A 22,088-nucleotide genomic window follows, 5' to 3' on the forward strand; every position below is an offset into this window, starting at 1 on the left:
GGGCCGTGCGAAAGGGGTGCGCTAGTATACCGGCCCACCCGCGGCGCTTTGCCGCGGGAGCATCGCGGCAGGGGAACCACCAGCATGGAACAGCGGCGCAACGCCGACCCGGACAGCGCAGCGACGATCCTGCCGCGCGGCCGGCTGATGTTCGACCCGGTGGCCGCCGCCCTGCTGTCAGACGGCATGGTGGTACCGCACGAACACGAGCGCGTGCAGTTCTCCGCCGCCGGCGTACGCAACGCCAGCGAAGTGCATCCGCTGGTGCTGCTGGCCAACCTCAAGCTGCATGCCGCGCAGGCACCGGCCGGCGAGCTGGGCCTGGAGCGGCTCACCGAATGGATGGCCACCCGCACCGGGCTGCGCTATCTGCGTATCGACCCCACCCGCATCGATGTCGCCGCCGTCACCGGTGTGGTCTCGCATGCCTACGCGCGCCGCCACCGCATCCTGCCGCTGGCACTGGATGCCGAGCGCGTGCTGATCGCCACCAGCGAACCGCTGGCGCTGGAGTGGCTGGCCGACGTGCAGCACTTGAGCCGCCGCCGCATCGAGCTGGCGCTGATCAACCCGCTGGACCTGCATCGCTACACGATGGAGTTCTTCGGCGTGACCCAATCGGTGCGTGGCGCGCGTGGCGATGCGCGCAGTGTCGAGCCGGGAGCGGGCCTGCCCAGCTTCGAACAACTGGTGGAACTGGGCCGCGCCGGCGACGTCAATGCCGACGATCACCACATCGTGCATATCGTCGACTGGCTGCTTCAATACGCCTACGAGCAGCGAGCCAGCGACATCCATCTGGAGCCGCGCCGCGAAGCCGGGCGCATGCGCTTCCGCATCGACGGCGTGCTGCACAAGGTCCTGGAAGTACCGCCGTCGGTGATGACCGCCGTGGTCAGCCGCATCAAGGTGCTCGGCCGCATGGACCTGGCCGAGCGCCGCCGCCCGCAGGACGGCCGCATCAAGACCCGTTCGCCGGGTGGGCGCGAGGTGGAAATGCGTCTGTCGACGATGCCCACCGCGTTCGGCGAAAAGTGCGTCATGCGTATCTTCGACCCGGATTCGGCGTTCAAGAGCATCGAGCAACTGGGTTTCAGCCCCGAAGAAGCCGCCGGCTGGAGCGCGCTGGTCGAGCGCCCGCACGGCATCGTGCTGGTCACCGGCCCCACCGGCTCGGGCAAGACCACCACGCTGTATTCCACGCTCAAGCGCCTGGCCACACCGGATGTAAATGTGTGCAGCGTGGAAGACCCGATCGAAATGATCGCGCCAGAATTCAACCAGATGCAGGTCCAGCAGAACATCGACCTGGATTTCGCCAGCGGCGTGCGCACGCTGCTGCGGCAGGACCCGGACATCATCATGATCGGCGAAATCCGCGACCTGGAAACCGCGCAGATGGCGGTGCAGGCCTCGCTCACCGGGCATCTGGTGCTGTCCACGCTGCACACCAACGATGCGGCGTCGGCGATCACCCGTCTGCTGGATCTGGGCGTGCCGCATTACTTGGTGGCCTCCACGCTCAACGGCGTGCTGGCACAGCGCCTGGTGCGCACGCTGTGCGTGCACTGCAAGCGCCCGCACACGCTCAGCGACGACGACTGGGCGGCGATCCGCGAACCGGGCGAAGCGCTGCCGGAGACGCTCAATGTGCACGCCCCGGTCGGCTGCCTGGAATGCCGCCGCACCGGCTATCTGGGCCGCGTGGGCCTATACGAATTGCTGCCGGTGAGCCCGCGGTTGCGCAGCCTGATCCGCGCCGACACCGACCTGGCCAGCTTCAGCCAGGCCGCCCGCGGCGACGGCCTGCGCACCCTGCGTCGCACCGGTCTGGAAAAGGTCGCCGCCGGCCTGACCACCATCGAAGAAGTGCTGTCGGTGCTGCCGCCGCGCGAGTAAGCGGGTGATCGCCAGCGACGCAGGTCGTTTGTGCATGTTCGGGGGCAGCTGCGCCGATCCTGGGCAGACCGACGGCGGCATTGATGTGCCCGCCCGAGCCGAGGACGCGGCATCCCGCATGCGGATATGCACTCTGCTAACCGCACGCACGCATGACCGCCACCTGGTGTGAAGGCGTTTAGGCCACGGCACTCAACCAGCAAGAACGAGCCCCTACAAAAACCGCTCGACACCCGTTACAGCCCCGGCGCACATCGCTGGCGAAGACGCTGCCACGCCTTGGGAGCAGACGTGACGGCACCTCGTCGCTGTCCCGTTCTAGCGCGCACCAAGGCACGCTCCGACTACCACACTTAGGGCGCTGCAGCGGTCCACTCGTGCGCTGGCGCAGATCATCGGTATCGCCAGACCACTTGGCTGAAAACCACGCTGCAACCCTGCCGCTGAGGATTGCAGCGCCGCGTCCGTCGCACGTGTGAGCGCCCCAAGACATGCTCCGACGGCAGGCTTGAGTAGGCTGCGGCGGTCCAAACATGCTCCGCCGGCCGGCCGATATCAGGACGGGCCGACCACGCCGCTGACCAACGCGCTGAAACACCCAGAGCTGCGCCTTGCAGCGCCCCGTCCGTCTCCCGTTCAAGCGCCCCACGGCATGCTCCGCGTGCAAAGGCGATGACGCTGCGGCAATCCAGTCGCGGGCCTGCCTGCCGATATCGATGATGTGCGATGGCCGCCAGCCACCACCATCGCCATTTCATCTACCCGGCCGCGAGGGCATCAGCACATGGCAATCGGCAATCACGCACAGCGTCCGCAGTGGGCCCTGACTTGAAAAAAACGCGCCACTGCCGCCTACAATCGGGGGCATCTGTCGTGTCCGGGTTGTCGCGCATGTCCGTTTTGCCGTTCCTGATCATCGAAACCGGTCACCCCGTGCCGGAGATGAAGCGATACGGCCGCTTTCCGCATTGGATCCGCGTGGCGGCCGGCTTGGCCGAACACGAAACCGTGGTGATTGATGTCGCCAATGGCGACGACCTGCCAGACCGCGGCCGCTTTGCCGGCATCATCATCAGCGGCTCGGCCGCCTTCGTCACCGACCGTGCCGACTGGAGCGAGCGCAGTGCCCAGTGGCTGCGCGACGCCGCCCATGACGGCAAGCCCTTACTGGGCATCTGCTACGGCCATCAGCTACTGGCCCACGCGCTGGGCGGCGAAGTCGACTACAACCCGGCCGGCCGCGAGTCCGGCACCATCGCGCTGGAGCTGCACCCGCCGGCCGAACAGGACCCGTTGTTTGCAGGCCTACCGGCGCAGTTTCCGGCCCATGCCACCCACCTGCAGACGGTCGTGCGCGCGCCGGACGGTGCCATCGTGCTGGCGCATTCGCGTCAGGACCGTTGCCACGCCTTTCGCTGGGGCCGCGCCACCTGGGGCGTGCAGTTCCACCCGGAGTTCGCCACCCACCATATGCGCGGCTACGTCCGCGCACGTGCCGAGTGCATTGCCCGCCACGGCCACTGCGCCCGCACGGTCGCCCGCGAGGTTACCGCCGCTCCGGTCGCCCGCAAGCTGCTGCGCCGGTTCGTGCATCACGCCCGCGGCCTGCAAACAGTGAACGCTCATCCCGCCGCGCACACGCAAAAGCAGCGATAATCGCGTTACGCCGGATGGTCCGGTGCGTATCGATCCGGAATGGGAATGAGCGAAATTCGCAAGGTGCCGGCGTCTGCCGGCGCAGAATGGCTGTTGACCGGTTTCTCGCTGCTGAAGCGGGCGCCGCTGGCGCTTGGCTCGCTGGGAGTGATCTGGAGCGTGGCCGCCTCGCTGGTGGTGTCGCTGTCGGTGCTGGTGCCGCTGCTGGGCCCGGCACTGCAATTCCTGCTGGTGCTGGCCGGCCCGTTGTTCATGGGCGGCATGCTGTGGGCGATCCGCGAGGTCGACGAGGGCCGCATCGCCAAGCCATCGCACCTGCTGCATGGCCTGCAGGACGGCCGCGCGCCGCATCTGCTGGTGTCGCTGCTGCCGCAGCTGATCGCCGGCCTGCTGCTGGGCGTGCTGCTGCTGGCGATGATTGGCGCCAACGGGTTGCAGCAGTTGTCCGAGGTGATGCTCAAGATCAACCAGATCAGCCAGTCCGGCGCGCAGCCGGACCCGGTGCAGATCGAACAGCTTGCCGCCAGCCTGCCGGCCGGGCGCATCCTGCTGTGGCTGCTGCTGACCATCGCCACGTTTGCGGCGATGACGCTGGCGCTGTTTGTGATGCCGCCGCAGGTGATGTTCGACCGCAGCACCGGCGGCCACGCGTTGCGCGAAAGCCTGCGCGCCAGCCTGCACAACCTGCCGGCGATGCTGGTGTTCTTCGTGCTGGCCTTCATTGCCATCTTCGCGATCTATTTCGCGGTGATGATCGTCGCGCTGATCGTCGGCCTGGTGGCCGGGCAAACCGTGGCGATGTGGCTGGCGCAACTGCTGCTGATGGCCGTGCTGATGCCGGTCTTCGCCGGCTCGGTCTACGCCGCGTGGAAGCAGATGTTCACCCACGAAGGCGCCACCGCACAGCCCACCCCGCCCTCGCGCCCGGATGTGTTTGCCGCCTGATTCCACAGAACCGTAGGAGCGCACCTGGGCGCGACGAGGCCTTCCCGGTAACGCCCGTCGCGCCCAGGTGCGCTCCTACGACGTTTGATCGGTCTGCGCAGTGTCGGTCCACCTGATCGAGCTCCGCTGCCCTCGCGTCCAGATGTGTTGCCGCCTGATCCCGCAGAACCGTAGGAGCGTACCTGAGCGCGACGAGGCTTTCCCGGTAACGCCCGTCGCGCCCGGGTGCGCTCCTACGATGTTCGATCGGTCAGTCCGTTTAGTCGAGTTCCACGCGAACGATCGCAATGCAGTCGGGTATCTCGCCGAACGGCAATGCATGCGCAGCGAACACGTTCTCATAAACGGTCACCTCTGCGCCGGAGCGCGTTGCGCGCAGGTGTCCCACGCCGCTGAAGGACGTATTGGCGTTTTCTCTCAAGGCTGCATGACGGCCGTGGTAGAGACTACTCGCCGCCTTGCCGGATGTATCGATGCGGACTGTCAGCTCGCCATACATGGCGCTCAGGAAGTCGTGTTGTTCGGTACCGAACAACTGGAACGGATCGACAGTGTTGTGAATCAGCAACACCGTCGGCATACCCGCACTGGCAGCCACACGCAGCTGCGCCCGTGCTTCGGAAATCTTCTGGCGCACGTGCCAACCGACCGTCCTGGACCATCCGCCATTCGGATCGATTCCGCGCGTACTCTCAATCTGCTTGATCTCCACCGCAACCACCGTGCTGCCAAGCCACACGTGATAATCGGGCGTGCGGGTGGATGTCTCGGCGATCCGCTGACAGTCCAGCCGATGGTGCGCGCAGAAGGTTTCGAACACCTGCTCTGATACGGTTCTCTGCATTCCCAAACCAGCCCGGGGCTGTGTGCAGACTAAGCGCTCTTCGGCACCACAGCCCGCGAGGCGATGATGCCCAGCTCATAAAGCAGGCACATGGGGATGGCCAGCATCAGCTGCGAGACCACGTCCGGTGGGGTGAGTACGGCGGCCAGGATGAAGATGCCGACGATGGCGTAGCCGCGGCCTTCGCTGAGCTGCTTGGGCGTGACCCAGCCCATCAGCACCAGGATCACCAACGCGACCGGCAACTCGAAACTGGCACCGAAGGCAAAGAAGATCGCCAGCACGAAGTCCAGGTACGAGGTGGCGTCAGGAGTAATCGCGATCACGTCCGGCTTGAACGTGGTCAGGAAGTGGAACACCGCCGGCAACACCAGGAAGTAGGCAAACGCGCAGCCGATGTAGAACAGCGCCACCGCCGAGGCCAGCAACGGAAAGGCCAGTTTCTTCTCGCGCTGATACAGGCCCGGGGCCACGAACGCCCAGGCCTGATACAGCAGCCACGGCACGCTGAAGAAGACCGCCACGAAGAAGGTCAGCTTGAGCGGGGCGAAGAACGCGCCGGCCGGATTGACCGCAACGATGGTCTGCCCCAGCGGCAGCTGCGAGACCAACGGTGCGGCCAGCCAGGAATAGATCGCGCGTGAAAACGGCAGCAGTGCCAGCAACACCACGCCCAGACCGATCAGTGCGCGCACCAGACGGGCGCGTAATTCGACCAGGTGCTCAATCAGACTGCTTTCGGCCTGTGCGTCGTCGAACAGGCTCAAGGCGCCTTCTCCTGGGTGCTGCTAGTTGCGGTCGTTGGCGCGGTCGTGCCCTGCACGTTCACCGGCGTGGAGGCCAGGCTGCCGTGCGGAGCCGGCACCAGCGTCTGCCGGGGCGCCGGCGCAATCGGCTGCGCCTGGGCGATGACCGGGGACGGGCCCGGCACGTGCGCATGCGGCTGCAAGCTGCCCGGCTCTAGCACCACCGGCGCATCGGCGGGCAGCTCCAGCGGTGCGGCCACCGGAGTGGCGCTGGTGCGGATGTCGATATCGCGGCCGAGCTCGTCGTGCAGGCCGCGTGCCTGCTCATGCAGACCGCGCGCACCGTCTTCGACCTGCTGCTGGGTGTTGCGCAATTGCCCTTCGGCTTCGCGCAGCGAGGCCTGCACGTCCTGCAGGCTGCGCTTGAGTTCGTCGGCTTCCAGCTCGCGTTCGAGCTCCTGCTTGACCGAATCCCACTGCATGCGCGCACGGCGCACCCACAAGCCGGCAAAGCGCGCGGCCTTGGGCAGGCGCTCGGGGCCGAGCACCACCAAGGCGACAATCGCAATGAGCGTCAGTTCGCCAACACCTATGTCAAACACCGACGCTGCTCCGGATCAGCGCGCGTCGCGGTCGCGTTCGGCCTGCGCCTCACGCGCCTGCTCGGCAGTGCGGGACTCGTCACCGAGCTTGCTGGCCGGCTTGTCTTCGTCGTGCATGCCTTTCTTGAATTCCTTGACCGCGCTGCCGAGATCCTTGGCACCGCTGGTGAGACGCTTGGTACCGAACACCAGCAACACGATCACCAGCACGATCAGCCAGTGCCAAATGCTGAAACCGCCCATGATCTGCTCGCTTGCTGAAAAGAAGGAAGACTCAGGATACCCCAGCGCACCGCGCAGGGGGATGACAGCGGCTTAGCGGTTGCCGTCTAGTGATTCGGTGCGGATTTCGCCATCGGATACCGACTGGAACCCCTGCTGCGGAGGCGGCGTGGTGCTGGGCTGCATCGGGACCGTGCTGGCCTCGTTGGCCGGCGGCGGCGGGGCCGATTGCGCTGCCGGGGCAACGCTTGGCGCGCGCGCCGGCGGCGGCGCGGTCTCGTCGCTATCGCCATCGCTGCTGCGATTGGCGCGCGCGGTGTAGGTGACCTCTTCCAGACGGTCGCGGAAGGCGATCACGTCGGTGGACGGGCGCTCGTTGGTGCGACCTTCGAAGATCATGCGCGGGGTGGCACCGCCGCCGTAGGCGTTGAGGTCGGCGGCATCGTCGATCTGCAGCACCGCGCCATCCAGCGCGACGCCGGCGAACAGGCCGCGGGCGCGCGACCACGACCAGATTTCGGCCTTGAGCTGGCCATCGGTGGCGGCGGCGGCATTGCGGCCCACCGGGCCTGCGGCCACGCCGGCATCGGCGCCGAGGGTGAACTTGCCGTTGACGATGTTGTCCAGGCTGCGGTCGTTGCGGAACACCAGCACCACGTCGGAGGACTGCACGCCGGCCTGGAAGCCGATGCTGCCGCCGGTGAGCTTGACGAACACCGGCTGCGACCAGCTGCCGTCGGCGTTCTTCATCGACATCAGACCGTGGCCGCGACGGCCGCCGATCACCAGGCCGGCCTTGAGCGTGTCGGGGATGACCACGATGGCGCGCGCCTCGTCGAGCAGTTTGTCCGGGATGGACTGCTCGGGAATCTTCATGATCTCGTTGAGCACCCGCACTGCGTTACGCGCACGCTGGTCCTCTTCCGGGCCGGCGACGGCGTGGCCAGCGGCGAAGGTCAGCGACAACAACAGGGCCAGACGCGACAAACGAGGCATGACAAGCTCCAAAGGACGATCCGTCAAAGATAGCAATGCCGCGACGTTAGTGCTGGCGCAATGAATCGGTGGTGAGCGCATCCGGCGGCAAGACGGCGCAGATCGGGACGATTGATGCGCTGTCCTCGGCAGTCCTGCCCGGCTCTGCCAGAATGGCGCGCATGAACACCACCTCCGATACCGCCCTGCTGGTCGTCAACCTCGGCACCCCCGAATCGCCGACCGCCCCGGCCGTGCGCCGCTACCTGGCCGAGTTCCTCAGCGACCGTCGCGTGGTCGCGATCCCGCCGCTGTTCTGGAAGCCCCTGCTGTACGGGGTGATCCTGCCGATCCGCGGACCCAAGTCGGCGGAAAAATACGCCAAGGTGTGGCTGCCCGACGGCTCGCCGCTGGCGGTGTATACCCGCCGCCTGGCCGAGGGCTTGAAGGATGCGATGCCCGACTGGCAGGTGGAATGGGCCATGCGTTATGGCGAGCCGGCCTTGCGCAAGACGCTCGATGCCCTGCGCGCGCGCGGCATCAAGCGCATCGTGGTGTTGCCGCTGTATCCGCAGTATTCGACCACCACCACCGCCTCGATCCAGGACGTGGTGGATGCGTGGCGCCCCAGCGCACCGGAGATCGACGTCACCGTGATCCAGGAGTATTGCGAGGACGCCGGCTGGGTGGCGGCGATCGCCGATTCCATCCGCGCGCACTGGCAGGTACACGGGCGCAGCGAGAAGCTGATGTTTTCCTTCCACGGCCTGCCGCAACGCGTGGCCAACGCCGGCGACCCGTATCCGCAGCAATGCGAGCGCAGTGCGCAGGCGATTGTGACCGCATTGGGCCTGGGCCCGGACGAATGGCAGATGGGTTACCAGTCGCGCTTCGGTGCAGAGCGCTGGCTACAGCCGTATGCCGAACCAACGCTGTGGGCGCTGGCCGAAGGCGGCGTGCGCAGCTTCGATCTGGTGTGCCCGGGCTTTGCCACCGATTGTCTCGAGACGCTGGAAGAAGTGGCCTTGGGCTTTGCCGAAACGCTGGCCGAGCGCGGCGCCACGCTCAGCTACATCCCCTGCCTCAACGCTGCCACTTCGCACGCGCAGGCACTGGCCGCATTGGCGCGTCGCGCATGAGGTTGGAGCCGTTTGCGTGCGAGCTGGCCATCGGGCGTGTCACCGGCTTGCGCAACACAGACCGCGGGTCACGCCGGGTGCTGGCATTGCACGGCTGGCTCGATAACGCGGCCAGTTTTGTCCCGCTCAGTGCGCATCTGCGCGCGCCCGATCTGGATCTGGTGCTGCTCGACCTGCCCGGTCACGGCCACAGTGCGTGGCTGCCGATGGCTGCGGAATACACGCTGAGCAGCGCAATCCATAACTTGCTGCAGGTGGCCGACGCATTGGGTTGGGACCGTTTCACGTTGTTGGGCCATTCGCTGGGTGGCGGCGTCGCCAGCCTGATGGCCGCCGCCGCGCCGGAGCGCATCGAGGCCTTGGTGGTGATCGAAGCGCTGGGCGCGTTGGCCGAGCCGGTGGAAAGCACCGCCGAGCGACTGCGCGACTCCGTGCGCTCGACCCGTACCCTGCCGCAGCGGCCGCTGCGCGTCTTCAGCTCGATGGACGCGCCGGTGCGCGCACGCATGATGGCCAATCAACTCACCGAGCCGGCGGCGCGCTTGCTGGTGGAACGCGGCCTTCGTGTGGTCGAAGGCGGCTACAGCTGGTGCACCGACCCGCGCCTGACCTTGCCCACCGCCATCCGCATGACCGAAGCGCAGATCGATGCGTTGCTGGCCGCCATCGTGTGCCCCACCCAGGCGATCTTCGCCACGCCGGGGCAGCCGTATTTCTCCGACACCCTGCGCGATCACCGTGTGGCCATGGTGCCGGACGCCCGCCTGCACCTGCTGCCGGGCACCCACCATGTGCATATGGAAGCACCGCAGGCGGTGGCGGCGGTGATCAACGGGTTTTTGGCAACGCTGCCGCAGCCGTGATGCAGGCATGCGCGATCCGCAGATAAGCTGACGCGATGGCAGATCCCATCCGTGTGGTCACTGCGATTGAATCCTTCGCTGTGTGGAATGCGCCGTGGACGTTTTTCGACACGGTGCACGCGACGCCATACTTGACTGCCGATGATCGCCTGCTGTTGCAGCAGGTGTGGTCAATGGCGTGTCACGCCGAGCACTGGACGTCGGGTGGCACGCTGGATACAGGCGCGGCGGCAACGGAGAGTGCCCTGACATCGCACTTTGCGTGGTTGTCAGCGCAGGCCTGCCGGCAACTTGCCAGGGCTGCGTCGTACGCGTGGCGCTAACAAAGCGTGCCATCACGCGTGATTGGCAGGCGGCGGCCCCGTTGCTGAGCCATTGTGGGATTCAACACACGTACTGATGTCGCAGCCGCCGCGGCAGGCGTACTTTCCGCAACGACGTGTGCGTCACTCGCCCTGCAACAACCGCCGTAGCTGCGCCTTGAGTTGGCGGCCGTGTTCGTGGAAGTAGCTGCGCTCGTCGCGCCAGGCGGGGAAGCGGTGCTCCACTTCGGCCCAGAACGCGGGCGAGTGATTGGCTTGCAGCAGATGGCAGAGCTCGTGCACCAGCACGTATTCGAACGCCGACGGGCGCCCGAGGACCAGCGCCAGGTCCAGCGCCATCGAGCCATCCGGCGCGAGCGACCCCCACTGCGACGACATCACCTTGAGCCGCAGACGCGTGGGCGGGCGCGGCAAGCCGGGCAGATACGTGGGCAACCAGCGGCCGACGTCGGCGCGTGCCTGCGCTTCGTAGAATTCCTTCAGCGTGCGGCGCAGGCCGGCGTCGCCCAGCCGGGACGGCACATGGAAATGCGCGCCTGCCTCATCGACTTCGATGCGCGTGTAACGGCCCTCGTGCCAGTGCAGCGGCAGCAAGACGCCACGCAACGGCAGCAGCCCGGGCACACCGCGTTCCAATGCGGGAAACGCATCGACCTGCTGGTACCGCGACAACTGCGTACTCAGCCAATCCAGATGCGCATGCAGGAACCGTTCGCCGGAGATCAGGCTGGCCCGCAGCGGCAAGGTGAGCCGCGCACCGCGTTCGTCGACACTGAGTTTGATGCGCCGCGCGCGTGAGTCGCGCACGCGCAGCACCTCGATCTCGCGGCCTTCCAGTTGCACGCGCACGCAGTCGCGTTGGACAACCTGCGAGGGCGGCGCAATCAGGCGGCGGACGGGCTTGAACATGGGTACAGGATAGCGCTGCGATGTGTCAGGTGGTGAGACGCCGGCGGCGTTGGCATGGATGCGTACGTGGCCTCGGATGACTGCCAGCATCAGACGCGATGTGGACACCGTGGCTGCCCGTCGCCATGACACGTTCAGCGCAGAATGCCAGGCCCGGATGCGCGCGCGGTGCGGTCAACGCAGTGCGGTCAACGCGGTGCATGCCACGCAGTGCGAACCGGTGCGCGAGGCATCCGCCGCACGCTGGGATGCGACGCCAGCCGCGCTGACAACTGCGGCTGGCGTCGTACGGATTACTCCGCCTTGCTCAACTTCAGTGCGGTTTCCAGCAGCAGGAACAACCGGCGGATTTCCGCGCTCATCAACGCAAAGCGCGCATCGAGTTCGGCACGTGCGCCGTCGTCGTCGCTGTGTTCGAGCTGGTCCAGCGCGCCGTCGAGGAACTTGAGCTTGCGGATCACCAGATCATCGCCGAGCACGAACGACAGATTGTCGTCCAGCACCAACGCCAGCTTGGTGACCTGCTTGCCGGCCTCCAGATGCTTGTCGATTTCGTCGCCGCGCAGCTCCTGATGCTGGCACTTGACCACCGCGCCGCCTTCGATGGGGTCCTTCATTTCGCATTCTTCGCCCAGGCTCAGGCCTTCGGGCAGCGGCTCGCCGGCGATCCAGCCGGTGAGGATGGCGCGCGGTGCGACTTCGGCATTCAACGGCAACGCCGGGAAGCTGCCGAGCGCGCCGCGGATCTCGCTCATCACGTTCTCGCCGCTCTTGCGGCTGGAGGTGTTGACCGCGATGTAGCCGTTTTGCAGATCCAGAATCGCGTCGGTGCGCGAGCTCTTGACGAAGGCGCGCGGCAGCAGCTCATGGATCAGGTCGTCCTTGAGGCGCTTGCGGGCCTTGCCGCCGGGGCGGCGGCCTTCCTTATCTTCGATCTCGGCGACCTTGCGCTCGAGCAGGTCGTTGACCACCGCGCCGGGCAGGATCTTGTCCTCGCCACCGATGGTGAGCCACAAGAACTCTTCCAGGCGGTGCGAGAGCACCTCCTGCTCGTCGCGGCCGAATGGCGAAATGAAACCGCGCGAACTCATTTCCAGCGGGCCGACCGGCTTGAGCTGCACCTGCGGCAGCAGTGTCTCGATCTCGGAAAAATTCAGCGTGGTGGGAAAACGGAACAGGGTGAGATTGCGAAAGAACATGCGTAAGACCGAAGAAGAGAAACGTGGAGGTGGAAGACCGACGGCGACCGGGTGGGCGCGTCAGTCGCTGTCGTGTGTGGTGTCGCCAGTGGCGAACCAGGCGGTGGAGTCGTGCGCGGACGCGGCGGTGTCGGGCGCACGGCCCAGAGTCATAAAATCGAACAGCGTGCGGTCGGCCAGTTGCTCGGGGCGCACGTCGCCAAGCGCGCGCGCAATCTGCTCGACCCGGCCGGGCTGCTCGTGGTCCCACTGCTGCAGCATGCGGCCGACCTGCTGGCGCTGCAGGTTTTCCTGGCTGCCACACAGGTTGCACGGGATGATCGGAAATTGCCGCGCCTGCGCGTACTCGGCGATGTCGGCCTCGCGCACGTAGGCCAGCGGGCGGATCACCACATGCGCACCGTCGTCGCTGCGCAGCTTGGGCGCCATTGCGGCCAGCCGCGCGTGGTGAAACAGATTCATGAAGAACGTGGCGACGATGTCGTCGCGGTGATGGCCGAGCGCGATCTTGGTCACCCCATGCGCTTGCGCATAGGCATACAGCGCGCCGCGCCGCAGCCGCGAGCACAACGAACATAGGGTCTTGCCGGCCGGAATCACCCGGCTGACCACCGAGTAGGTGTCCTGCTCGACGATGTCGAATGGCACGCCCAGCTCGCGCAGGTAGGCCGGCAGCACATGGGCGGGGAAGTCGGGCTGTTTCTGATCCAGATTCACCGCCACCAAGGTGAACGGCACCGGCGCCTTGCGCTGCAGGTGCAACAGCATGTCCAGCAAGGTGTAGCTGTCCTTGCCGCCGGACAGGCACACCATGATCTTGTCGCCGGCGGCGATCATGCCGAAATCGGCGATCGCCTGGCCCACCTGACGTTGCAGCCGTTTGCCCAGGCGCAGCTGCTCACGCTGCAACCGCTGGCGCGGGTCGCGCGGCGCGGGGTCGGCCAGGGGTTGCGGCAGCGGCAGGACAGCGGTCATAAGCCGCCCATTGTAGCTGCCGGGGCGATTGGGATTGGGTCGTGCCTGAGGTGGCCGCCCCCATCCGCCCTTCGGGCACCTTCCCCCGTACACGGGGGAAGGGAGCAAGCCCTCGTCTACGGGGGAGCGCCTCCCACCTAGCCATCCCCCCGGCAGTTCCCTCTCCCGCTGGTCCCCTCTCCCGCACGCGGGAGAGGGTGCCCGAAGGGCGGGTGAGGGCAGCACGCCAACGCACATCACCGGCATCCCCACATCCTGCTGCCACGGAACAGTCCGCATCTCGCAGCGCAGCAAGCCTTTCGGCGGCGGGCTGGGTAAAGTCCGCAGGACCGTTTCAGCTGGGATCGGCATGACACCTTGGGCTTCGCTGTATGGCGCGGCTTTTTTCAGTCGGCTTTTTGGTAGCGCTAACATTTTTTGGGTTGCGAAGCAGAACACGCACGCACAGATCTACGGCATGTGCTGCAGCGACGCGACGCCACCGGCCGTTACGCCTTCCATTACTGCTGTGTGTCGATGCCATCCCTCTCCCCCGTAACGCCCCCCTTTCTGCAGGAGTCCACCCCATGAGCAACACCGTTTTCATCGGCGCGAAGGAATATTTCCCCGGCATCGGCAAGATCGGCTTCGAAGGCCGCGACTCCGATAACCCGCTCGCGTTCAAGGTCTATGACGCCAACAAAAAAATCGGCGACAAGACCATGGCCGAGCATCTGCGCTTTGCCGTGGCCTACTGGCACAGCTTCTGCGGCAACGGCGCCGATCCGTTCGGCCCGGGCACGCGCGCCTATCCGTGGGATGCGGGCAACACCGCGCTGGGGCGCGCCGAAGCCAAGGCTGACGCCGCGTTCGAATTCTTCACCAAGCTCGGTGTGCCGTATTACTGCTTCCACGACATCGATCTGTCGCCGGATGCTGACGACATCGGCGAATACGAAAGCAACCTCACCCACATGGTCGGCATCGCCAAGCAGCGTCAGGCCGACACCGGCATCAAGTTGCTGTGGGGCACCGCCAACCTGTTCTCGCACCCGCGCTACATGAATGGCGCATCCACCAACCCGGACTTCAATGTGGTGGCGCGCGCGGCGGTGCAGGTCAAGGCTGCGATCGATGCCACCGTGGAATTGGGCGGCGAAAATTACGTGTTCTGGGGCGGCCGCGAAGGCTATGCCTGCCTGCACAACACGCAGATGAAGCGCGAGCAGGACAACATGGCGCGCTTCCTCACCCTGGCACGCGATTACGGTCGCGCGATCGGCTTCAAAGGCAACTTCCTGATCGAGCCCAAGCCCATGGAGCCGATGAAGCACCAATACGACTTCGACAGCGCCACGGTGATCGGCTTCCTGCGTCAGCATGGCCTGGACCAGGATTTCAAGCTCAATATCGAAGCCAACCACGCAACGTTGTCGGGCCACAGCTTCGAGCATGACCTGCAGGTGGCATCCGATGCCGGCCTGCTGGGCAGCATCGATGCCAACCGCGGCAACCCGCAGAACGGCTGGGATACCGACCAGTTCCCGACCGACCTGTACGACACCGTCGGCGCGATGCTGGTAGTGCTGCGTCAGGGCGGGCTGGCACCGGGCGGCTTGAACTTCGATGCCAAGGTGCGCCGCGAATCGTCCGACCCGCAGGACCTGTTCATGGCGCATATCGGCGGCATGGACGCGTTTGCGCGCGGTCTGGAAGTGGCCAATGCGCTGCTGACCTCCTCGCCGCTGGAAACCTGGCGTGCCGAGCGTTACGCCAGCTTCGACAGCGGCGCCGGTGCGGCGTTTGCCAATGGGTCCAGCACGCTGGTGGACGTGGCAAAGCATGCGGCCGGCAATGTGCCGACCCAGATCAGCGGCCGCCAGGAAGCCTACGAAAACCTGATCAATCAGTACCTGACGCGTTGATGTTTGCCATCGCATGCGCGCGGTATGACGCCGCGCGTGTACGGCAACTGCGTGCAGCGCCACTACGCGATGCACGTGACCGCGCGACGTATCGACATGGCTGACAACGTGGTGCTTTAGTCAGGGAATCACTGCACCGACAACCGCAAAGCACGTGAGACATGTACAACTCAGCTAGCGCCCACCTTGCAGCGACACCGTGGTGCGCTAGCCGCTTTTACTCGGCCGGGTCGATTGCGATCGGTGCGGCCACCGAATCCCGCTTGACCAGCAGGTGCGCGACCACATGATCGACCATCTTCGACGTGCGTTCCTTGGCGCGAATCGTCTTCAACAAGATGTCCAGCGCGGCATCGGCCATGGCGGCGATGGGCTGCTGCACGGTGGTGAGTTCGGGCCAGACGGCAGTGGCGGCGGAGGTGTCGTCGAAGCCGACGACCGACAGATCGCGTGGCACGTCCAGCCCACGCCGATGTGCCACCGAGATGGCCGCAGCGGCCATGTCGTCGTTGCTGGCGAAGATCGCGCTGGGACGGCGCTTGCGGGCCAGCAGTTTTTCGGCCGCCAGCAGACCCGAGCGGTAGGTGTAGTCGCCCGGTTGCACCAGATGCTTGTCCAGACGCAGCCCGGCTTGCGCAAGCGCGGCCTGAAATCCTTCGAAACGCCGCGTGCTGGCCGACAGATTGGGGTGTCCGGCGATATAGCCGATGCGGGTATGCCCCTGCTCGATCAGATGCTCGGTGATCTCCTTGGCCGCAGCGAATTCATCGATGCGCACACAGGCCACGTCGGGACTGAAATGATTGGACGCGATCACCACCACCGGCACCTTGGCGCGCACCAGTTCCAGCACCGCAGCACGGGATTCGCACAACGGCGGCGGCAGGATCACCCCGGCCACACCCTTGGCGAGTTTGCGCGCGGCCTTGCGTTCGGCATCGGCGTCCAGGTCGTCCCAGCAGTCGATCACCAGCTGGATCGAAGTGCGCGAAGCGACTCGCAGCACGCCCAGCAGCAACTCGCGCAGATACGCGCCGCTGGGGTCGCTGTAGATCAGCGCAATGCGCGTGCTCTGCGCAGCGGCCAGCGCACTTGCGGCGAGGTTGGGTGTGTAGCCGAGTTTGTCGACCGCACGCATCACGCGCTCGCGGGTGGCATCGCGCACGCTGCCGTTGTTGTTGACCACACGCGAAACGGTCATCGGCGACACCTTTGCCAGCGCCGCTACCTCGTCGATGGTGGTCGCGCGGCTGGTGCGGCGGACCGATTTCCTGACCTTCTCCAAGCGTGGCCTCTTCAAGTGCGAACGAACGTTGGCGGATGCATGCGTGTTGCTGCCGGTACACGTGCAGCGGGTGCGTGCATGAGGATGCACATCATGGTACCGGGAAGCAGACAGAGCGGGGTGATGCGCGCAACCGCTGGTGCCGCATCGGAGCGTACGGTATGAACGCTTGGCCGATGGGACGCACTCGCGCAAGCGTGCGTGCGTTGGCGCTGATGTGTCTGGTGCTGTTGGGCGCTGTGCTACTGCCGACGGCACCGGTACAGGCCGAAGATGGCTACGAATTATGGTTGCGCTATCAGACCGTGCGCGACGCCGCGCAGTTGCAGGCAAGCGCACGGACCTTGGTGGTTGCCGGCGATTCTCCCACCCTGCATGCGGCGCGCGATGAGCTGGCGCGCGGCGTGCAGGGCTTGCTCGGCCACGCGCTGCAGAGCGCTGTCACGGTGACGGCCGATGGCGCACTCTTGCTGGGCGCCGCCAACGCACCGCAAATTGCCGCATTGCAGCTGAAAACCGGCGATCTGGGCCGTGAGGGGTATCTGATCCAGACGGTGCGCGTGGATGGACATCGCGCCACCGCCATCGTGGGCGGCAGCGATGTCGGTGCGTTGTATGGCGCCTTTCATTTCCTGCGCCTGCTGCAGACCGGACAGCCGATCACCGCGCTGAACGTGCGCGAATCGCCGCGCTTGCAGCTGCGCATGCTCAACCACTGGGACAACCTGGATGGCGTGGTGGAACGCGGCTATGCCGGTGCATCGTTGTGGAGCTGGCAGACTCTGCCCGGCTATCTGGACCCGCGTTACACCGACTATGCGCGCGCCAATGCATCGCTGGGCATCAACGGAACCGTGCTCAACAACGTCAATGCCAAAGCCTGGAGCCTGACCCCGCAGTATCTGGACAAGGCCGCGGCGCTGGCCACGGTGTTTCGTTCGTACGGTATCCGCGTGTTTCTCAGCGCGCGCTTCAGTGCGCCGATCGAGATTGGCGGCCTGCGCACCGCCGACCCGCTGGACCCGCAGGTGCAGCAGTGGTGGCGGACCAAGGCCGACGAGATCTACGCGCGCATTCCGGATTTTGGCGGGTTCCTGGTCAAGGCCAACTCCGAAGGCCAGCCCGGGCCGCAGGATTACGGGCGCTCCCATGCCGATGGCGCAAACCTGTTGGCCGACGCGCTGGCGCCGCACGGCGGCGTGGTGATGTGGCGCGCGTTCGTGTACTCGCACGAGCAACCGGACGACCGCGCCAAGCAGGCGTATAGCGAGTTCGTCCCGCTCGACGGCGCCTTCCGCGACAACGTAATCGTGCAGGTCAAAAATGGCGCGATCGACTTTCAACCGCGCGAGCCGTTTCATCCGTTGTTCGGCGCGATGCACGAGACACCGCTGATGCCGGAGTTTCAGGTCACCAAGGAGTATCTGGGCTTTTCCACCCATCTGGCGTATCTGGGCACGCTGTTTGCCGAGACCCTGCAGGCCGATACCTATGCGCGCGGCAAGGGCTCGACGGTGGCAAAAACGGTGGACGGCACGCTATTCAACGCTGGCAAGCGTCCGCGCCTCACCGGCATTGCCGGCGTGGCCAATATCGGGGCGGATCGCAACTGGAGCGGCTCGCTTTTCGATCAGGCCAACTGGTACGCCTACGGGCGGCTGGCGTGGGATCCGGCGTTATCGCCAGAGGCCATCGCGCAGGACTGGGTGCGCATGACCCTGTCCAACGACCCTGCGGTGGTAACACCGGTGGTCGGCATGATGCTGCGCTCGCGCGAGGCGGTGGTGGATTACATGACCCCGCTCGGGCTGCACCACCTGATGGGGCGCGGCCATCACTACGGGCCGGCGCCGTGGGATGCGGGCAGCGAGCGGCCGGACTGGGACCCGGTGTATTACCACCGCGCCGATCGCAACGGCATTGGCTTCGATCGCAGCGCTAGCGGCAGCAATGCGGTGGCGCAATACGCCGCGCCGGTGGCGCGTGTGTTCGGCGATGTGCAGCGCGTACCCGAGCAGTCCCTGCTGTGGTTTCACCATGTGCCGTGGGACCGGCGCATGGCCTCCGGGCGGCCGCTGTGGGATGAGCTGGTGTGGCATTACGACCATGGCGTGGACGAAGTGCGTGCGATGCGTGCGACCTGGCAAGACCTGGCAGGCAAGATCGATGCGACGCGCTACCAGCAGGTGGGCGATTTTCTGGCCATCCAGCAGAACGAGGCGCAGTGGTGGCGCGATGCCAGCATTGCCTATTTTCAGAGCGTCTCCGGGCGCGCATTGCCAGCCGGCGTGGTACCGCCTGCGCATCCGCTGGCGTACTACCAGGCATTGAAATTCCCCTACGCACCAGGAAATCCGAAATGAGCGCGCGCGTGATGACGACCCTGGCGGTGCTGCTGTCTGCGGCGATGCTATCCAACGCTGCGCAAGCTGCCGATGCACCGTTGCTGCATGCGCTGTTTCAAGATCATGTGGTGTTGCAGCGCGATGCACCGATCAAGGTCTGGGGCGATGCGGCGCCCGGCGCACGCGTCACCGTGCAGCTGGATGCGCAGCAGGTGCAGGCACGTGCCGACCGTGATGGCCATTGGCAGGCGCGCCTGCCTGCACACCCGGCAGGTGGTCCGTACCGCTTGCAGGCGAGCACGCCCAACGGCACGACGCAGCAGGTGAGTGATGTATTGATTGGCGATGTGTGGCTGTGTTCGGGCCAGTCGAACATGGAATTGCAGGTACATCGCTCGCTGGATGCGCGCAGCGAAATTGCCGATGCCGATCACCCCAGCATCCGCATGTTCAAGGTGCCGGCGCAATCCAGCCCCACGCCACAGACACGCTTCGGTGGTAACGCGGCGTGGCAACTCACCACGCCGGAAGCGGTGAAGGACTTTTCTGCGGCGTGTTACTACTTCGCACGCGAATTGCAGAAGACCGTCGCGGTGCCGATGGGTTTGATCAACGCCTCGTGGGGCGGCTCGCAGATGCAGGCCTGGATCGGCGACAAGGCATTGCGTGCGGCAGGCGACGATGGTCCGGCGTTGGACGTGCTGGCGCGTTACGCCACCAGCCCGACCGATGCCGCGCCGCGCTGGGGCACGTTGTGGGAAACCTGGTGGCGTGCGCATGGCGACGGCACGCCATGGCAGCCGGATGCGCCGGGCGCGTGGCAACCCGCCCCTGCGGCGCTGGGCGCATGGGACGACTGGGGCGTGCCGCAGCTGGTCGGTTTCAACGGCATGGTCTGGTACCGCACCACCATTGAGCTGACCGCAGCGCAGGCCGCGCAGGAAGCGACCCTGTTGCTGGGGCCGGTGGACGAGCTGGACCAGACCTGGGTCAATGGACGCGGCGTAGGCAGTAGTTACGGTGCCGATCAGCCGCGCCGCTACACGCTGCCGCGTGGCCACCTGCATGCCGGGCGCAACAGCATCGTGCTCAACGTGCTCAACACCTATCGCCGTGGTGGATTGCTGGGCGATGCGTCATCGCGTGCACTGCAGTTTGCCGATGGCAGCACGTTGCCGCTGGATGCGCCCTGGCAGTACCAGATCGTGTCGCCGCAACTGGGCACACCGCTACGCGCGCCGTGGTCGTCGGCCGCCGGGCTGACCACCTTGTACAACGGCATGATCGCCCCGCTTGGCCAGCTCGGGCTGCGTGGTGTGCTGTGGTACCAGGGCGAATCCAATGCCGGCGACGCGGTGCATTATCCGGCGCTGCTGCAGGCGTGGCAGCGCGACTGGCGTGCACGCTTCGGTGCGCAGCTGCCGCTGCTGGTTGTGCAGCTGGCCAATTACGGCGCGCCGCCCACGCAACCGGTCGAAAGCGGCTGGGCACAGTTGCGCGAGGCGCAGCGCCGCTTCGTTGCCGACGATGCGCATGCCGGCCTGGCGGTGGCCATCGACATCGGTGACCGCTACGACATCCATCCCGCCAACAAGCAGGAGCTTGGGCGGCGCCTGGCGCGTGCAGCGCGGCATGTGGTGTATGGCGAGGCGATTGCGCCATCCGGCCCGGTGTCGCGCAGCGCACGTCGCGATGGCGACAGTATCCGCATCGCTTTCGACGACGTGGATGCGGCATTGCTGAGTTATGGCAACGACGCGCCGATCGGTTTTGAAGTCTGCGCCGCGGCAGCCAACAGTTGCCGCTACACCAGCGCCACGCTGCAGGGCCGCGAGGTCAGCCTGCGCATTCCTTCCGGCATCACCGCGACTCGCGTGCGCTACTGCTGGGCCGACAGCCCGGTGTGCACGCTTTACGACCGCAGCGGCCTGCCCGCCGGTCCGTTCGAACTTCCCATCACTACCGCCTCTTCCCCATGAGCGAGACCACGATGCCACAGACCCCCGACTCCCCTGCTCCGCTGCAAGGCTCGGCCCGCGATCGCGAGATCGTCGAGGCGCGCGTCATCGTCACCTGCCCGGGCCGCAACTTCGTCACCTTGAAGATCCGCACCCGCTCGGGCATCACCGGGCTGGGCGATGCCACGCTCAATGGCCGCGAGCTGGCGGTGGCGGCATATCTGCAGGAACACCTGGTGCCGAACCTGATCGGACGCGACGCCGGGCGTATCGAAGACATCTGGCAGTTCTTCTATCGCGGCGCGTATTGGCGCCGTGGCCCGGTGACGATGAGCGCGATTGCCGCGGTGGACGTGGCGCTGTGGGACATCCTGGGCAAGATGGCCGGCATGCCGCTTTACCAGCTGCTTGGCGGGCGCTCGCGCGAAGGTGCGCTGGTCTACGGCCACGCCAACGGCCGCGATATCGCCGAAACCAGCGACGAAGTGGGGCGCTTCCGCGAGATGGGCTTTATCGCCATCCGCGCGCAGTGCGGCGTGCCCGGCATCAAGAAGACCTATGGCATTTCCAGCGGCGGCAAGCCCTATGAGCCGGCCGAGAGCGAACTGCCCACCGAAACGGTGTGGTCCACGCCGCGCTATCTCGGCGTGGTGCCAAAACTGTTCGAGCAACTGCGCAACGATCACGGCGATGAAATCGAATTGCTGCACGATGCGCATCACCGGCTCACACCGATCGAAGCCGCACGCCTGGGCCGCGATCTGGAGCCGTACCGGCTGTTCTGGCTGGAAGATGCCACCCCTGCGGAAAACCAGCGCGCGTTCGAGATCATTCGCCAGCACACGGTGACGCCGCTGGCGGTGGGTGAAGTGTTCAATTCGATTTGGGACTGCAAGCACCTGATCGAGCAGCAACTGATCGACTACATCCGCACCACAATTGTCCACGCCGGCGGCATCACCCATGTGCGGCGGCTGGCAGATTTTGCCGCCCTGCATCAGGTGCGTACCGGCTTCCACGGCGCCACCGATCTGTCGCCGGTGTGCATGGGCGCGGCGTTGCACTTCGACACCTGGGTGCCCAACTTCGGCATCCAGGAATACATGTTCCATTCCGACGAAGCCAATGCGGTCTTCCCGCACGACTACGTGTTCCGCGATGGGCGCCTGCATTGCGGCGAAACCCCAGGGCATGGCGTGGACATCGACGAAGAACTCGCCGCCAAGTATCCCTATGTGCCCAAGCAGTTGCCGATTGCACGCCTGGAAGACGGCGCGATGTGGGACTGGTGATGCGCCT

The 22,088-nt window shown here is 66.0% G+C and carries 18 protein-coding genes; 9 read left to right on the forward strand and 9 right to left on the reverse strand.

Annotation, left to right across the window (positions count from 1 at the left end):
- Nucleotides 1-84 precede the first annotated feature (84 nt).
- The 3 genes from ACZZ0O_RS04795 to ACZZ0O_RS04805 all read left to right on the forward strand — a co-directional run bounded on the left by ACZZ0O_RS04795 (nt 85) and on the right by ACZZ0O_RS04805 (nt 4,500).
- Nucleotides 85-1,899 carry a GspE/PulE family protein gene (locus tag ACZZ0O_RS04795; RefSeq protein ID WP_463602868.1) on the forward strand — a complete coding sequence of 605 codons (1,815 nt, stop codon included), beginning with the start codon at nt 85-87 and terminating at the stop codon, nt 1,897-1,899.
- A gap of 891 nt (nt 1,900-2,790) precedes the next feature.
- Complete coding sequence (locus ACZZ0O_RS04800; RefSeq protein ID WP_115584631.1) at nt 2,791-3,555, forward strand: glutamine amidotransferase; 765 nt, start codon at nt 2,791-2,793, stop codon at nt 3,553-3,555.
- 45 nt (nt 3,556-3,600) lie between these two features.
- Nucleotides 3,601-4,500 carry a BPSS1780 family membrane protein gene (locus ACZZ0O_RS04805; protein ID WP_115514316.1) on the forward strand — a complete coding sequence of 300 codons (900 nt, stop codon included), beginning with the start codon at nt 3,601-3,603 and terminating at the stop codon, nt 4,498-4,500.
- Between the two features lie 259 nt (nt 4,501-4,759).
- Here the strand turns inward: ACZZ0O_RS04805 and ACZZ0O_RS04810 are convergent, their stop codons facing one another.
- The 5 genes from ACZZ0O_RS04810 to ACZZ0O_RS04830 all read right to left on the reverse strand — a co-directional run bounded on the left by ACZZ0O_RS04810 (nt 4,760) and on the right by ACZZ0O_RS04830 (nt 7,910).
- Entirely contained in the window at nt 4,760-5,344 is a 585-nt protein-coding gene (locus ACZZ0O_RS04810; RefSeq protein WP_463592365.1) for a hypothetical protein, read from the reverse strand.
- Nucleotides 5,345-5,373: 29 nt separating this feature from the next.
- Nucleotides 5,374-6,111, reverse strand: a complete 738-nt coding sequence (gene tatC, locus ACZZ0O_RS04815) for a twin-arginine translocase subunit TatC (protein ID WP_055846680.1) — start codon at nt 6,109-6,111, stop codon at nt 5,374-5,376.
- The gene (gene tatB, locus ACZZ0O_RS04820; protein ID WP_463592366.1) at nt 6,108-6,692 is read right to left on the reverse strand and encodes a Sec-independent protein translocase protein TatB; all 585 of its coding nucleotides are present in this window, start codon (nt 6,690-6,692) and stop codon (nt 6,108-6,110) included. The genes tatC and tatB overlap by 4 nt, the downstream gene beginning before the upstream one ends.
- Nucleotides 6,693-6,707: 15 nt before the next feature.
- Nucleotides 6,708-6,935, reverse strand: coding sequence for a Sec-independent protein translocase subunit TatA (gene tatA / locus ACZZ0O_RS04825; protein WP_055846673.1), 228 nt, complete (start codon nt 6,933-6,935; stop codon nt 6,708-6,710).
- A gap of 72 nt (nt 6,936-7,007) precedes the next feature.
- Entirely contained in the window at nt 7,008-7,910 is a 903-nt protein-coding gene (locus ACZZ0O_RS04830; RefSeq protein ID WP_463592367.1) for a lipid-binding SYLF domain-containing protein, read from the reverse strand.
- A 152-nt stretch (nt 7,911-8,062) separates the two neighbouring features.
- On the opposite strand from ACZZ0O_RS04830, the gene hemH reads away from it, so the two are divergent.
- Both hemH and ACZZ0O_RS04840 read left to right on the forward strand, forming a co-directional pair.
- Nucleotides 8,063-9,028, forward strand: coding sequence for a ferrochelatase (hemH, locus tag ACZZ0O_RS04835; protein ID WP_323518728.1), 966 nt, complete (start codon nt 8,063-8,065; stop codon nt 9,026-9,028).
- A complete protein-coding gene (locus tag ACZZ0O_RS04840) occupies nt 9,025-9,891 on the forward strand; it encodes an alpha/beta fold hydrolase (RefSeq protein ID WP_463592368.1) in 867 nt (288 codons plus the stop codon). Before hemH ends, ACZZ0O_RS04840 begins: the two co-directional genes overlap by 4 nt.
- 446 nt (nt 9,892-10,337) lie before the next feature.
- On the opposite strand, the gene ACZZ0O_RS04845 is transcribed toward ACZZ0O_RS04840, so the two are convergent.
- The 3 genes from ACZZ0O_RS04845 to ttcA form a co-directional block, all read right to left on the reverse strand.
- Nucleotides 10,338-11,123, reverse strand: a complete 786-nt coding sequence (locus tag ACZZ0O_RS04845; protein ID WP_115529304.1) for a YgjP family zinc-dependent metalloprotease — start codon at nt 11,121-11,123, stop codon at nt 10,338-10,340.
- Between the two features lie 293 nt (nt 11,124-11,416).
- Nucleotides 11,417-12,322 carry a recombination-associated protein RdgC gene (locus ACZZ0O_RS04850; protein WP_463592369.1) on the reverse strand — a complete coding sequence of 302 codons (906 nt, stop codon included), beginning with the start codon at nt 12,320-12,322 and terminating at the stop codon, nt 11,417-11,419.
- 60 nt (nt 12,323-12,382) lie between these two features.
- A complete protein-coding gene (gene ttcA / locus ACZZ0O_RS04855) occupies nt 12,383-13,297 on the reverse strand; it encodes a tRNA 2-thiocytidine(32) synthetase TtcA (protein WP_055846656.1) in 915 nt (304 codons plus the stop codon).
- Between the two features lie 566 nt (nt 13,298-13,863).
- On the opposite strand from ttcA, the gene xylA reads away from it, so the two are divergent.
- Nucleotides 13,864-15,201, forward strand: a complete 1,338-nt coding sequence (xylA, locus tag ACZZ0O_RS04860; protein WP_115559807.1) for a xylose isomerase — start codon at nt 13,864-13,866, stop codon at nt 15,199-15,201.
- Nucleotides 15,202-15,418: 217 nt separating this feature from the next.
- Here the strand turns inward: xylA and ACZZ0O_RS04865 are convergent, their stop codons facing one another.
- Nucleotides 15,419-16,486 (reverse strand): LacI family DNA-binding transcriptional regulator, encoded by a 1,068-nt coding sequence (locus tag ACZZ0O_RS04865; RefSeq protein ID WP_311240326.1) that lies wholly within the window; start codon nt 16,484-16,486, stop codon nt 15,419-15,421.
- A 161-nt stretch (nt 16,487-16,647) separates the two neighbouring features.
- Between ACZZ0O_RS04865 and ACZZ0O_RS04870 the strand changes: the two genes are divergently transcribed.
- Genes ACZZ0O_RS04870 through manD form a run of 3 tightly spaced genes read left to right on the forward strand, consistent with a single transcriptional unit; the run spans nt 16,648 to nt 22,081 of the window.
- A complete protein-coding gene (locus ACZZ0O_RS04870; RefSeq protein ID WP_463592370.1) occupies nt 16,648-18,849 on the forward strand; it encodes an alpha-glucuronidase family glycosyl hydrolase in 2,202 nt (733 codons plus the stop codon).
- Nucleotides 18,846-20,810 (forward strand): sialate O-acetylesterase, encoded by a 1,965-nt coding sequence (locus tag ACZZ0O_RS04875; protein WP_463592371.1) that lies wholly within the window; start codon nt 18,846-18,848, stop codon nt 20,808-20,810. Before ACZZ0O_RS04870 ends, ACZZ0O_RS04875 begins: the two co-directional genes overlap by 4 nt.
- Nucleotides 20,811-20,821: 11 nt before the next feature.
- A complete protein-coding gene (manD, locus tag ACZZ0O_RS04880) occupies nt 20,822-22,081 on the forward strand; it encodes a D-mannonate dehydratase ManD (protein WP_115559358.1) in 1,260 nt (419 codons plus the stop codon).
- Nucleotides 22,082-22,088: the final 7 nt, after the last annotated feature.

The sequence above is a fragment of the Xanthomonas sp. AC360 genome (genome assembly GCF_979258225.1).